The 13585-nt window shown below is 51.0% G+C and carries 16 protein-coding genes and 2 pseudogenes; 2 read left to right on the top strand and 16 right to left on the bottom strand.

Features of this window, described 5'->3' with window-relative positions:
- Positions 1–5: 5 nt before the first annotated feature.
- From QEH53_RS02505 to QEH53_RS02545, 10 genes are all read right to left on the bottom strand, one after another.
- Positions 6–800: a TatD family hydrolase gene (locus QEH53_RS02505; protein ID WP_309021544.1), complete on the bottom strand. Its 795-nt coding sequence runs from the start codon at positions 798–800 to the stop codon at positions 6–8.
- 42 nt (positions 801–842) lie between these two features.
- Positions 843–1262 (bottom strand): hypothetical protein, encoded by a 420-nt coding sequence (locus QEH53_RS02510; RefSeq protein ID WP_309021545.1) that lies wholly within the window; start codon positions 1260–1262, stop codon positions 843–845.
- 156 nt (positions 1263–1418) lie between these two features.
- A complete protein-coding gene (locus tag QEH53_RS02515) occupies positions 1419–1817 on the bottom strand; it encodes a biopolymer transporter ExbD (RefSeq protein WP_309021546.1) in 399 nt (132 codons plus the stop codon).
- The gene (locus QEH53_RS02520) at positions 1814–2371 is read right to left on the bottom strand and encodes a MotA/TolQ/ExbB proton channel family protein (RefSeq protein ID WP_309021547.1); all 558 of its coding nucleotides are present in this window, start codon (positions 2369–2371) and stop codon (positions 1814–1816) included. Before QEH53_RS02520 ends, QEH53_RS02515 begins: the two co-directional genes overlap by 4 nt.
- A 202-nt stretch (positions 2372–2573) precedes the next feature.
- Positions 2574–3176 (bottom strand): 3-isopropylmalate dehydratase small subunit, encoded by a 603-nt coding sequence (leuD, locus tag QEH53_RS02525; RefSeq protein ID WP_309021548.1) that lies wholly within the window; start codon positions 3174–3176, stop codon positions 2574–2576.
- A gap of 21 nt (positions 3177–3197) precedes the next feature.
- Positions 3198–4622 carry a 3-isopropylmalate dehydratase large subunit gene (gene leuC, locus QEH53_RS02530; protein ID WP_309021549.1) on the bottom strand — a complete coding sequence of 475 codons (1425 nt, stop codon included), beginning with the start codon at positions 4620–4622 and terminating at the stop codon, positions 3198–3200.
- Positions 4623–4708: 86 nt separating this feature from the next.
- The gene (locus tag QEH53_RS24380; RefSeq protein WP_369426402.1) at positions 4709–5581 is read right to left on the bottom strand and encodes an AraC family transcriptional regulator; all 873 of its coding nucleotides are present in this window, start codon (positions 5579–5581) and stop codon (positions 4709–4711) included.
- Positions 5582–5650: 69 nt separating this feature from the next.
- Entirely contained in the window at positions 5651–6391 is a 741-nt protein-coding gene (gene truA / locus QEH53_RS02535; protein WP_309021550.1) for a tRNA pseudouridine(38-40) synthase TruA, read from the bottom strand.
- On the bottom strand, positions 6388–6849 hold the full coding sequence (gene ruvX / locus QEH53_RS02540) for a Holliday junction resolvase RuvX (RefSeq protein WP_309021551.1): 462 nt from the start codon (positions 6847–6849) through the stop codon (positions 6388–6390). Before ruvX ends, truA begins: the two co-directional genes overlap by 4 nt.
- 20 nt (positions 6850–6869) lie before the next feature.
- Complete coding sequence (locus QEH53_RS02545) at positions 6870–7958, bottom strand: sugar phosphate nucleotidyltransferase (protein WP_309021552.1); 1089 nt, start codon at positions 7956–7958, stop codon at positions 6870–6872.
- Positions 7959–8074: 116 nt separating this feature from the next.
- Here QEH53_RS02545 and moeB point away from each other — a divergent pair, with 116 nt between their 5' ends.
- The gene (moeB, locus tag QEH53_RS02550) at positions 8075–9262 is read left to right on the top strand and encodes a molybdopterin-synthase adenylyltransferase MoeB (protein ID WP_309021553.1); all 1188 of its coding nucleotides are present in this window, start codon (positions 8075–8077) and stop codon (positions 9260–9262) included.
- A gap of 210 nt (positions 9263–9472) precedes the next feature.
- On the opposite strand, the gene QEH53_RS02555 is transcribed toward moeB, so the two are convergent.
- The gene (locus tag QEH53_RS02555) at positions 9473–9880 is read right to left on the bottom strand and encodes a hypothetical protein (RefSeq protein ID WP_309021554.1); all 408 of its coding nucleotides are present in this window, start codon (positions 9878–9880) and stop codon (positions 9473–9475) included.
- A 229-nt stretch (positions 9881–10109) separates the two neighbouring features.
- Between QEH53_RS02555 and QEH53_RS02560 the strand changes: the two genes are divergently transcribed.
- Complete coding sequence (locus QEH53_RS02560; protein WP_309021555.1) at positions 10110–11105, top strand: WYL domain-containing protein; 996 nt, start codon at positions 10110–10112, stop codon at positions 11103–11105.
- Between the two features lie 94 nt (positions 11106–11199).
- Here QEH53_RS02560 and QEH53_RS02565 read toward each other — a convergent pair whose 3' ends face one another.
- The 5 genes and pseudogenes from QEH53_RS02565 to QEH53_RS02580 form a co-directional block, all read right to left on the bottom strand.
- Positions 11200–11475 (bottom strand): hypothetical protein, encoded by a 276-nt coding sequence (locus QEH53_RS02565; protein ID WP_309021556.1) that lies wholly within the window; start codon positions 11473–11475, stop codon positions 11200–11202.
- A 2-nt stretch (positions 11476–11477) separates the two neighbouring features.
- Positions 11478–11906: a chemotaxis protein CheW gene (locus QEH53_RS02570; RefSeq protein ID WP_309021557.1), complete on the bottom strand. Its 429-nt coding sequence runs from the start codon at positions 11904–11906 to the stop codon at positions 11478–11480.
- Positions 11907–11965: 59 nt separating this feature from the next.
- Positions 11966–12526 (bottom strand): annotated as a pseudogene (locus QEH53_RS02575) (protein-glutamate O-methyltransferase CheR).
- A 125-nt stretch (positions 12527–12651) separates the two neighbouring features.
- Positions 12652–12831 (bottom strand): annotated as a pseudogene (locus QEH53_RS24385) (chemotaxis protein CheB); the annotation flags it as partial.
- Between the two features lie 366 nt (positions 12832–13197).
- On the bottom strand, positions 13198–13581 hold the full coding sequence (locus QEH53_RS02580; RefSeq protein ID WP_309021558.1) for a PAS domain-containing protein: 384 nt from the start codon (positions 13579–13581) through the stop codon (positions 13198–13200).
- Positions 13582–13585 lie beyond the last annotated feature (4 nt).

The following is a 13585-nucleotide window of genomic DNA, read 5'->3' on the forward strand; positions in this document are numbered from 1 at the left end:
CGTTTCTACTCGCTGCAGAAAAAGCGGAGATAATTTGACTCAACTTGACCGGCCAGCTCTTCGAGTGGCATATCGAAAAGTCTGGCAACGAACGCATATACATTCACGATATTCGCTGGGTGGTTTAGCGAATCGTCGTCGTTGAAACGATACCGTTCGCTCGAGTTTGGGCCGAGCATGTCTGGAGCATCGGTTTCAATCAGGATCCGATCCAAAGGGATTTCCTTCAAGGCGGTCCTTTGCTTCTCTTTGTTCTCTAGTTCAAAGTACCCAGAAATCGAGAAGTAGGCGCCCAGCTTGGCCAAAGGCTGTACCATTTCTAAAGGTCCCCCGTAGGAGTGAAGTAAAAAGCCTCGTGCAGGAAGCGGCCCCTCGTTCAATAGCTCCTGCATTCGCCCCCAAGCACGTAAGCAGTGGATGGATACAGGCATATCACGTTCCGCTGCTTGCCTGAGCTGCCACAAAAAAACGGGTTCCTGCTTCGCAAGGTCATGGCCTTCGATCCAGCGATCTAGCCCAATCTCACCGACTCCCGCCTCCGGATACAAATCCCAAAACTGCGAGAGGACCAATTTCCAGTGTGCGACCACTTTGTTCACCTTCCATGGATGCACGCCAAAGGAGGGTTTCACGAGCTCGGAGTCACGAGCCAGTACAGCCACAGCTTCCCAATCGTCAGGCCCAGTACCGTTTGTTACGACTTCCGCAACTCCCAGCCGCTTGTACAACTCCAGAACATCTGACGTGAACGCCGAAAGACGCCCGTCCTGAAGGTGGCAATGCGAGTCGTAGTATTTCATTAGGCCCAATGGACCCAATATAACCCAAATACGCGAGTAAACCTAAAGATCGGCCAAAAATACTTCGAGCCCGTTCAGTCCTTCCTCAAAGAAGGCTTCCATTTGCTCCACCTCGTCATCGGGCTTGTTTGTCATCAGTCGACCTTGCCAGGAAACTAGGCTTCCTCCTTTGCAGGTCTCCACGCTGATCTTCGAACGGTAGCGAAAATCCGACCAGAGACCCCGTACCACTTGATAGTGGAACTCGTCTCCGTCTTCGTCCTGCCAATACTTTTCGATCAACTCAGAGTTTCCTCCTGATATTTCCGAGCGACGGAACTGCAGGCCTTGCTCTTCGAAGATTGAAACCTTCTCGATCCAAGGGTGCCAATTAACGATCATCGCTGGCGCCGCGACAAAGCGTAGCACTAACTCCTTTTCGTAAGGAAGCTCTCGTTCAATCGATGCACCGAGTATTTTCATTGTGAGTGTGAAATGTTGGCTAGATACGCCATAGACGCCCAGCATCTGCGGGGCTCCACTTCAGTTATCGACCAAATAGCCTGCCCTCTTCACTGGATTAACAAACAAATTCAGCAGATTCCCGACTCGGCTTAGCCGAATATACTCCATAGGAAGCTAGCGTGATTGCAGCCGGATCTTGCTCAAACCATTCAAGCGGCACGCGTCCATCACATCCGTAACCGTCTCTAGTGGCGTCAAATTGTGGGCCCGAATCAGGACTGGGATTTCGTTACTAAGATTGGAAAGCTGCGAGATAACAGCCTTTAGCTCATCCACACCGACCGGTTTCGTCTCGAGATAGATCACTCCTTCCTCGTCGATGCTGATCTGGATCTTATCCGGAAACTCATTTTTTCCCGCCGATTCGATACTTGGCAGGGTCAAATTCAAGGTCGTCATCTCCTTGAACTGCATGCTGACCAAGAAGAAGAATATCAGGATCGTCAACACGTCCATCAATGGCACGACGTTGATCGTCGGCTTCGGACGCTTACGTATCAGCAGGCTACTCATGTGTCCTTGAAACCAAGCTGCTCGAGGAGCGATTCCACCTGCACAGCAAAAGTCTCCACCCGCCGCTGGAAATAGCTATTCGCAATCAAACAAGGAATCGCCACCGTCAAACCAAGCACTGTCGTGGTCATCGCCATCGAAATCCCCTTTGTAAACAAGGCCGGCTCTGGGAGCCCCGTATCCATCGATACGTTACCAAATACCGTCACCAAGCCCGTCACCGTACCCAACAAACCCAACAGAGGAGCCGCTCCCACAACAATTTCTAGGAAAACTAGGCCGCGCTCCATACGATTCACCTCGAGGCGCGCGTAGGCTCTCACAGCGCTCATATCCGCCTCGTGCTTGTGCCAATAGCCCAGAATACGGCCAAATGCGGAACTGTTCTCGCCCGCTCCGCGCCTTCCCTCGGTGGCTTCATTAAGGAGCTCGTCTGGCAAAATAGCGCTTCTTCGTAGAGAGAAGAGGCGTTCGCAGATAACGAACACACCCACGAGTGAACAAGCTAAGAGAGGATAAACGAAAATCCCGGCGTCTTTGAGGATATCTGGCATATGCAGCGTAACGAATAATAGGGCTTCGGCGTTGTAAATACCGAGACAACAAAAGACTCTGAAGCACAGCGCTTGTTCAACAGAAAAAACGCCAATCCCCGTAAGGCATAAAGCCGAACAACCAGCCTACACTCTTCGAACAAGAAAAAGGTCCGAGGGCAAATGCCCTCGGACCAAATCTGCACAGGAAAAAAGCGTCCGCTTACTTCGCCATGTAGGGAAGCTTGGCTGCAACTGAGGAAACCTCGGTTTCCGCTTCCTTGAGCTCGCCAATCATGTCCCACTTTCCGGCTACCAACGCCTTCTTAGCAGTCTCGCGGATTACTGCGGTTACACTTTCCGAGCCGAAACCGATCTTCTCGTTTTCCACGTCGAGTGTGATTTCGATGCTTGGGTCAGCCTCGACCGCTGCGGCGATCTTCGCGATATCTTCCTTAGCCGCTATGAAACACGGAATACCGAGCGTCGTGCAGTTGCCGAAGAAGATTTCAGCGTAGCTTTCGGCGATGATGCCGCGAAAACCGTAGCGATAGATCGCCTGCGGTGCGTGCTCGCGGGAGCTGCCACATCCGAAGTTTGCGCCAGTGAGCAAGATGCTTGCACCCTGGTAGCGCTCTTCATTGAGCGGGTGCTTCTTGTCGCTGCCATCCTCGTTCTTTCGAACATCATAGAAGAGATAATCTCCCATGGTGTCGAAGGTTACACACTTCATGAAGCGTGCAGGGATGATGCGGTCGGTATCGATTTCGTCGCCAGCTACGGTTACGCCGCGGCCGCTTACTTCTGTTATTTTTTCTAAAGCCATTTTCGTGTAGTTCCTTTTTACTTACGCGTTCGCAGTTTCGCGGATGTCAAAGACTTCGCGAGAGTCGCTGATTTCGCCGCGAATCGCTGCAGCAGCTACCATCACCGGGCTCATCAGAACGGTACGGCCCGTTGGGCTGCCTTGACGTCCCTTGAAATTACGGTTGGAGGAACTCGCGCTGAGCTGGTCGCCTATCAACTTATCCGGGTTCATCGCCAAACACATGGAGCAACCGGCTTCTCGCCACTCAAATCCAGCTTCGCGATAAATCGCGTCAATGCCCTTTTCCTTACAAATCGCATCGACTATTTGAGAACCGGGAACCGCGATTGCCTTAACGCCCGGATCCACCTTGTGCCCTTTAAGGTACTTGGCCACTTCCTCGAAGTCTGACAAACGACCATTGGTGCAGGATCCAACGAAACAAACGTCGACCTTGGTCCCTTTAATAGCAGTACCACCTTCGAGCTTCATGTACTCGAGAGCTTCCGCAGTGATGGCTTTCTCGGAGTCCTTTACGTTGTCCACGCTTGGAATATTCTCCTCGATGGTGATCGCCTGAGCTGGGTTGATACCCCAAGTCACGGTCGGAGCAATATCCGCTGCGTCGATCGCGACTACATCATCATAATCGCAATCCGCGTCAGAAGCGAACGACTTCCACTGCTCGACAGCGGCTTCCCACTCAGCACCTTTCGGCGAGTAGGGACGACCCTTCAAGTACTCGAACGTTTTCTCGTCTGGGTTGATGTAACCCACGCGAGCTCCACCTTCGATGGACATGTTGCAAACCGTCATACGCTCTTCCATAGAGAATTTCTCGAAAACCTCGCCCGCGTACTCGTATGCGAATCCAGTTCCGCCATTCACACCGAGCTTGCGGATGATGTGGAGAATAACGTCCTTTGCGTAAACGCCTGGGCGAAGCTTTCCGTTGACCTCGATCTTGCGGACCTTGAGCTGTGTGAGAGCCATCGTCTGTGTAGCCAACAAATCGCGAATTTGCGTGGTACCGATACCGAAGGCGATCGCGCCGAACGCTCCGTGCGTCGACGTGTGCGAGTCACCACAAGCGATCGTGGTACCCGGCTGCGTGATGCCTTGCTCTGGGCCAACCACGTGCACGATACCCTGCTTACCGGTGTTCATGTCGAAGAACGTCACGCCCGTATCCGCACAATTCTTGCGAAGCTCGTTAATCATGGCATCCGCCAAGGGATCCGCAAACGGCTCAACGCGGGAATGCGTCGGCACGATATGGTCAACCGTCGCGAAAGTGCGATGTGGGTAAGCTACTTTGAGGTTGAGGTCGCGCAACATGCCAAAGGCTTGCGGACTGGTGACCTCGTGCAAGAGGTGCGTGCCGATCAGCAATTGCGTCTGACCGTTGGACAAGGTTCGCACGGTATGCGCGTCCCAAACTTTTTCGAATAATGATTTTCCCATAATGCGTGAGGGTTGACGTTGAAATTAGAGGCCGAACAAAATCCGAATCGTTACCCCGTTCGGCAACTACAATCCTAGAATTTCCGCTAAGGCGCCAGAAATTCGGAATTTGCTGCTTTGCGGTAAGAATCAGGCGTCGTCCCAAGCCTCTTTTTGAATTGCCGATGCAAAGATGGGAGGCTGCCAAACCCACTTTTCGCAGCCACCTCATCGAGCGTTAAGTCCCGCCTATTTCCCAACAGGGCGGCCGCGTGTCGCACCCGCAAACTGCCAATATAATCCACGAAAGTCGTACTCATCGCCCTGCGGAAAAAACGTGAGAATGCAGCCTCGTCCAATCCAACTAAGCGAGCTGCTTCAGCCCGAGAAACGGATCCCGAGAAACGCTCTGCTAGAAACCGTTTTAGCTCATTTGCTCGAGCCATTTCCCTTGCACTCAAGCCATTCTCTTCTACCTGCTGTACAGCAACTTGCGAAAAACTGAAACTTGAAATCAATTCCAACGCCACGTAAAAACGTGCCAGCCGCAAGACACCTTGTGCTCGATCCACGGAACGCAAGCGCGCTCGAAGACGCTCCCGGTCGACCACCTCAAAAACAAGGGGTTCGGATAACGCTTCTCGGACCTCTCCAAGTGCTCTCATCTCCGGCAGTTTCAGCAAACCGGCTGGCAACGTCTCTCGCCGAAATCGAAGGACGATTCCTGAACAAAGGTTCCCTGCTCCACCACCCTCTCCACCCCGCCAGGCGTGCAAAACTCGAGGAGGACAAAGCAGCAAAGTGCCAGCAGCAAAAGCTCCCTCGGATGCCCCGACCTGCCACTTGCCTTTGCCTAAATAAATGAAACACAGTTCGAACATGTCGTGCTCGTGCAGCACGTCACTAAGTACCTTACCATCAAACTCTTGAATTACTATCGAATCTGATTCTCGGCTTCGGTTTGGCCAATTCTCGAACATTTGCGAATTTTGTGTCTCAGTTTATGACAACGCAGGCAATTCAATTCTCTAAATGCTATATTCTGTAATCTATGAGTAAAATACCTTTTCAAGGTATAGGCCTTTGGCCGGTGCTGCTTGTACCAGCGGGATTCGCTCGGCAGATTCCAGCAGACGATCGACTGCTTCCAACGACAAACGACCCAAGCCTACGTTCACGACTGTTCCCGCCAAACTGCGAACCATCTTGTACATGAATCCGTCGGCTCGAAACATGAGGTTGAGGTATTGCGAATCTTGCTCTACCTTCGCTTCCGTGATGTGACGCACCGTGGTCTCGTATTCCAAGCCGTTTCCGCGGCTGGAAGCGAAAGCGGCGAAATCGTGTTTTCCAAGGAGCTTCTGCATTGCCGCCCCTAGAAGATTCAAATCCAGCGAGGCGGGGACTGGCCAACAGTAAGCCCACTGAAAAGGATCCGCTTCACCCAGCTTCAAGCAATAGCGGTAGCGTTTGGATACCGCCGAGAAGCGGGAGTGGAAGTCATCGCCCACCTCTGCCGCCGATTCGACGCGAATCGATTTAGGCAACAGAGCATGCAGCGCCTTCACCAAGCTCTCCCCGCCGTGTCGCCATTCGCGATCGAAATGAAAAACCTGCTCGAGAGCGTGCACCCCTGCGTCTGTTCTCCCGCTGCCTTGAATAAACGCAGGCTCTTTAAACAGCGTTGTCAGAACCTCCTCGATTACTTGCTGCACCGAGGTCTGGCCCTGTTGCTTCTGCCAGCCAGCATAACTGCTTCCGTCATACGAGCAGGTGCACTTCCACCTCACCGATAGTCTCCCCCGTCATCGAACTCTGCGTGTGGATCGTATTCTGGCAGCTCAATATTCTGGTTCAGAAAGTCCTGCAATATCAAGCTAGCCGCCACCGAATCGATCTTTCCGGAGCGACGCAAATCATCGTCACGTCCCCTAGGAAAGGCCTTCGAGGCTTCCACTGAGGTCAACCGTTCGTCCAATCGATGGACAGGCAGATCGATTTGCCTCAGCAGCTTTTCGATGAAGGCATCTACCTCCTTCGCCTTGAAGCCTACTGACCCGTCCATGTTGTATGGATAACCAAATACGAATTCCGTGGCCCGGCGTTGTTTAGCGAGTTCTACGAGCTCCTGGATACGTTCGGCTTCCGTGGCCTTAACGATAGCAGGCAACGGGGTCGATACGCCGATTTCGTCACCATACGCAACCCCTACCCTTCGTTCGCCGTAGTCTACTCCGATACACCGCATATAGGCCGCGATAAGACCGGCTATAGTAGGCGCTTGAGCGCTTCTTCTTCGCCCAGCTTGCGGACCATCTCCTTGATTTTCTCCGCCTTATTCTTGGCGCAAATCAAGGTGGCGTCTCCGGTAGTGACAACGATCAAGTCTTCTACTCCGACTAGTGCGACGAGATGCTTGTCACCTGAAACGACGATATTGTTCGAGCATTCGAGAAAGCGAGCGTCACCTTTATTTACGTTTCCCGCGCGATCCGCAGGGAAATGGCGCTCGATAGCAGGCCAGGAACCCACGTCATCCCAGTCGAAAGTCGCTGCGAGAGTCATGACATTGCTCGCTTTCTCCATGATGGCGAAGTCCACAGAGATCTTTTCCAGATGCGGATAAAGGTCGCTGAGCAAGCCAACCAAGTCCTTGCCGGCTTTCATGCCGGCTTCGATTTCGTCGAGCCCTTCCTTTAGAACGGGAGTAAACTCCGCGAGCGCCGCGGAAATCGTTTCCACGCTCCAAACGAACATGCCGGCATTCCAAAAATACTCGCCGCTTTGAAGATAAAGTTTCGCCGTTTCTAGGTCCGGCTTTTCCTTAAATTGGCGAACCGTGAAGATATCGCGATTGTCGATCACATCCTTTACCGGACCGCATTGGATATAGCCGTATCCAGTTGCGGGCTCCGTTGGCTGGACGCCTAACGTGACCAAGCTCGAAGATGACTCCGCTACCTTGAAAGCAGTATCGAGCGCTGACTGGTATGAATTTGCATCGCTTATGAGAGCATCGGCTGGCAGCATAGCCATAGCGGCAGCCGGGTTGCGTTGCTTGACGAGCAACATCGCTAATCCCACAGCTGCAGCCGTGTCGCGACCGACAGGTTCAGCCACGATGTTGTCTTCAGGGAGCATCGGGCATACATCGCGCACGCCGTCAAGCTGTTCGGTATTCGTAATTACGATTATGTTCTCCGGTGGAAGAAGTCCAATCAGTCGGTCAACCGTTTGAGTTAACATCGGCTTCTCGCCAACGATGGGAAGCAAATGTTTTGGACGGGCCAAACGGCTCGCGGGCCAAAAGCGTTCACCTTTTCCTCCTGCCATTATTACAGCGTATCGATCTGCCATGCCACTTCTGAAAGCTCAAGACCGCCGCGGCGTCAACGTTCAACGCAATCATATGATCAATAGATTCGCTGCCAAATACGTTTGATTCCGGGAAATCCTTCTACAAAAACCGACTCATGTCCGTTACTGACACCTCTACACTTAGCCCCGCAGAACTCGCCCGCTACAGCCGGCATATCTTGCTCGATGAGATTGGCGTAGGTGGCCAAGAAAAACTAAAGCAGGCGAAGGTTCTCATCATTGGAGCTGGTGGACTTGGAAGTCCTGTCGCACTGTATCTAGCAGCTGCAGGCATTGGTACGATCGGCCTAGCTGACTTCGACAAGGTAGAACTACACAACCTACAGCGACAGATAATACACGGACAGTCCGATATTGATCGTCCCAAAATCGAATCGGCAAAAGACACGCTTTCGGAAATCAACCCACATGTGAAGTTACAGTTTCATGCGGAAGGCCTCCAGACACACAATGCAGTAGAACTCTTCTCCCAATACGATATCATCGTCGATGGCACTGACAATTTCGCGACTCGCTACCTCAACAACGACGCCGCCTACTTCGCAGGAAAACCCCTAGTCTACGGTAGCATTTTTAAATTCGAGGGGCAGGCTTCCTTTTTTCACCCTAAAGACGGAGGGCCATGCTACCGTTGTCTGTTCCCGGAACCACCTCCCCCAGGATCTGTTCCCAATTGCGGAGAAGCAGGGGTAATGGGTGCGCTTTGCGGTATTGTGGGCAGTATCCAATCAATGGAGACAATAAAACACATCACCGGGATAGGAAAAAACCTGTCCGGGAAACTCCTTTTCATAGACACCCTGAACATGGGGTTCAAAACACTTAAATTGAAAAAGGATCCCGGTTGCCCATTATGCGGCGACAATCCAAAGTACATATCCGTCGTAGCAGAGAATTATCAAGAAACCTGTGAGACTAAAATTCAGTCTCAAGCAGTCACGAACGAAGAATACAATATGAGCGAGTCACCCATCGAAATTGATGTAATCGAAACCAAAGAACGCCTAGCCGGGGGAGAGAGCATCCTCGTCGACGTTCGCGAAAAGTTCGAGCGCGACATCTGCACCATTGACGGCAGCGTGCACATCCCGATGGGCGAGGTGCCTGAGCGAATGAACGAACTTCCCAACGACAAGGAAATCCTAGTGCACTGTCATCACGGCGGTCGTAGTCTTAGAGTTGTAGAATTCCTTAGACAAAATGGATTTCAGAGGGTAATCAACGTCGGTGGTGGCATTGACTCCTGGTCGACTCAAATCGATAACAGCCTACAACGCTACTAGCCGCAACTCACATACAAAGAACAATTAGTTGTCTGAGAGAGTCCGAGTCTTAAACGTAGAAATAAAGCTCTGGCTGAATTTCAGAGAGCGGTCCCCAACAAACGCAAAATTACAAAGCGCGCAGATCTACCAGTTTCTGAAGTAAACAAAAAAAAGCCTGATCCCACACAGGGAACAGGCTTCGAAATTAGAAAACAAAAAGTAGACTGACTACTTGCGGGACTTGGTGAGTCCGGCCGCCTTCTTGATGTTCTGGAGCGAAGGAATGGAGATACCAAATTCCTTGGCAATTGCAGCACCCTTGCCGCCAGCCTTTACCGCATCGATAACCTTGGCTTTAAGCTCTTCGGTGATCTTGGCGCGCTTAGCACGCTTGGATGCTTTCTGGGCTACTGCTGGACGACCGGCCTTCTTAACAACCGCCTGTGGCTTGCGCCCTGGCTTAGCTTTAACAGATTCGAGGCTCGATAGAGCAACGATCAGATCGGCACGTGAAGCGAAACCAAGATCCGCGTGAAGATTCGTCAATTTCTTTGCAGCTTCAGCCGCAGCCTTCTTTTCGAGAGCTTCGAGCTTGGCTTTTGTAGCAGCGATTTGCTTTTGCGTATTTGTGATCATCGTCTCGTAACAAAAGTCACAATGTACATAAATCAACCAAAATTCTCTATTAATCCCCAAAATAGGCATTTATATTCATTCAAACATAATTATCGATAGTACTTTTACTGTACCGAATTAAAATTCGTAACCTTATAAAAGCGGTCCGTTTGTAGCGCTTCAACGTGCACGAAACGGTAAAACGTTACCCGCACGACATCCCCTATCCATCATACCGTAGACACCTGAAATGGCTGACGAATCAAAAATCCACTCCCTTAAACGACCAGCAATCGAACGGATGCTTCGGATCCACCAAGAGCTAAAGCGTGGGTTGTATCCAAATTGCTCGTCCCTCGCCCGAGCTCTGGAAGTGAGCACTAAAACCATAGCGAGAGACATGGATTTTATCCGTGATCGCATGCTAATGCCTGTCGAGTATCATCCCTCCAAACACGGCTATTACTATACCCGAGAGGTTGAAAGTCTGCCGACGATCGATATCTCCGAAGGTGAACTTCTCGCCCTGTCGATCGCCCAGAAAGCGATGGACTACTATAAGGGCACGCCCTTCGAGAAACCGCTTTCCAATGCGCTGAATAAACTAGCCGCCAGCCTTCCCGATACGATAACCGCGAATTTAGCAGCTCTGAGCGACACCATTTCATTCCGACATGGTCGTTCCTCGCAAGTCGAGGACAGCTTACTCAATACCTTTACCCGATCCGCACTTGATAAGGCTGAGATCGCTTTCGACTATCGAAAACTTGGGGCCAAGTCGAAAGAGCGAAGAACCCTCCATACCTACCACATTACTAACTTTCTCGGCAAATGGTACGCAATCGGGCTGGATACAAGCCGCGAAGCCATTCGGACCTTCCTACTTAGCAGGGCGAGCTCGGCGAGTTTGACCCAAAACCATTTCTCAGTCCCAGAAAGCTTTTCCGCAGAAGACTACCTCGGCAGCAGTTTTGGCATCTACTCGCCCGAGGGAAAGCATCGCGTTAAGATAAAGTTTTTAGATCCGATCTCCGAATACATATCAGAGAATGTCTGGCACCCATCGCAATCCGTCGAATACCATGACGACGGATCTGTAACGATCAGTTTCAACCTCGGGAGCTTAGTCGAAGTGTCATCCTGGATCTTGAGCTGGGGTGAAAATGCTATAGCCCTATCACCAAAGTCTCTACGTTCACAGCTAAAGGAAACTGCTCTTAAGGTTGCAGATCACTATTCCTCGTAAACAGCTCCTCCACAAGCGTTCGAGATACTCGGAGGGCCGAAAGCCTGGGGAACAAAAAGAAGGAACGTCCGACCTAAGAGCATCCCCTCTCGTTCTAACTAATAAAATAAGAAGCTCTCGCGATAGAGACTAAACGGGAGCCACTCCCTCTGCCAGCTTTGCAAAAGCTCTCCACACTGTAGAGCATTAGAGTCTCTGTTTTCCCGTCTAGGCGAGCGTACTCAAAAATGCGGCTCACGTCTCCACGAAATTCTGCATTGGAATTGTCGTTCATGACCTTGGGGATGACGGTCATCCAACTCTTGTAGACGTCGACGCTGTCTTCTGCCGAATCGACTATTAACCCGTAACGGATTCCGTCGCGGGCCACCACTAAAACGTACGTTTCCGCAACGATTCGCGTAAACTCAGCATACCGCGGATGTATCCATCGGATCCGGGTGGCTCCATCAACTCGGTTGGAAAAGAGATAATTTCATCCACCTCCGAGATTTCAGCAGCCAAAGTCTTAAGCGCCTTAGAATCGTTGAGAAAGACGTTTCTGTCTTCGCTAACCGGAACCACTCCACGCAAACAACCTATTCGTTTGTGATCCTTTAGACCAGGAATCGGGATGACCCGTGATTCGTGGTGGTCAAAAACATCGGTAATGTTATCTACCAAAAATCCGCAAAACCGATCCCCCGCAATAACCACAAGAACCATCCCTGTCTCTATATTCGCTGAACTGTCCGAGTCCATCGCGCTTCGAAAGTCGATTACGGAAATAAAGGTGCCTCTGAGATTTAAAATCCCAGGCAATTATCGGAGGAAACGTGAGTGTCTTCGAGTTTGGGATGTTCCAACACTTCCACGATATCTCAAACCGAGATCGCAATTTCAAACCTGTTAGTAGAGTAGCGTGTGCTCAAAGAATCACTCAATCTGCGTCGTGCTTCCATATCCGTATACACTCCCTCCTTTGCCTTAGCAATCACCGTAGGTGACAGATCCGTGGCATGAAGATGCAGATCCCAACCCAAGAGATTTGGAAAGTGCTCACGGATGAGCATTGCGATCAAATATATCTCCTAGTCCGACGAGTAAGCGGCGGACCAGATGCTCAACTTACGCTCACTCGATAGCTTAGCCTGTAGATCGGGTAACAAATGTTCTCGGATCAGATCGAAAGAATGCTTATTTCGAAAAAAGAAAGTTTCGTTGGTCGCCATTGCATCGACTACCTCGTCTTCCAGATCCGCTGCTGGCTTCAGTAGAGGTAGCTGCCCGATCAACTCGGACATCGATCCGATACCTCGCCGCTTGAGGACCGGCGTTAGTCGAGAAGCAACCAAGTATTCCTTGTCGTCTTCCAAAACGATCACCGAACGCTCTTTCGCCCAATTCCTAGTGTAGACAGATTCTTGCTTGGTTAGACTCATCTGTCGATCAATGTCGAAACGTATTCACTAGACTTTCGCTATGGGAATTGGGCAATGGAAGGCCTCGTGAATTTCGGGAGAAATATTATTTAACGGGAGGACCTTGTCTGCGATACCTTCCGTCGTCACGAACCCCCGCCCAGGCAATTTGCAACGCTGCGTAGCATCACGTCTACCGCAGGACAACAAGAGATCTCCGGCAGGCCTTCGTTAAGCTTAACCTTTAGCGATCCATTACATCGAACTACCGTCATGTGCTTGTCTCCGGGCGCGATGTTGACATGTCCCTCCTCCACCAGCATCCCGTCGTTAGCCTCGTAAAATTAAACTGTATTCAATCCTTTGTTACAATTCAAAAGCATCGCGAAACATAGGAGGCATTATGATAAGTGATGAGAATTGGCACCAGCAGATCCTTCCCGAATTCCTTAAGAAGGAGTGTTAATGCGAAAGGCCCACCCGTTGAGGAATCGATACCGAGCAACTCGTCCGCGAAACTTGATTGAGCTCGGTTTCCGCGTCGTCTTAATTACAGAATGTCGGATTAGCTCGCCGACCACCACGCTCGCACTTTCCAGAGTCTAAACGGCGGAAGGGTTGGCGTAGCTTATCCTCAAATCACGATTAGCCATGATCTTGTTGAGCTGAGCCTCCTCCACCAATTTGGAGATTTACGCCATCCTCACTGTCTCGGTTACTACCGAAGCAAATTTCACCACTTTGTAGGGCTTTCCACCGTAATCGAATATCCGATTGTAAGACGCTTCTATCCAGACCTCATCACCCGACTTGGCGATACGCTTGCATTGTCCAGCATTGAACTCGCCATCATTTAGGCGCTGCCAAAACTTACGGTATTCCTCGGAACTCGCATACTCCCGTTCCGTGAAAATCCGGTGTTGTTTTTCGACAATCTCCTCCAACTCAAAGCCCATTGCGGCCAGAAAGTTGTCGTCGCCGGTTATAATCGGCCCGTCGAGTTCAAACTCGATTACAGCCTGAGATTTACTGACCCTGCTTCCCTCTGATCTTGTAAAGCCCTGACTCGTTTTCACCCGT

It is taken from the genome of Pelagicoccus sp. SDUM812002, from assembly GCF_031127835.1.
Lineage (GTDB): Bacteria > Verrucomicrobiota > Verrucomicrobiia > Opitutales > Opitutaceae > Pelagicoccus.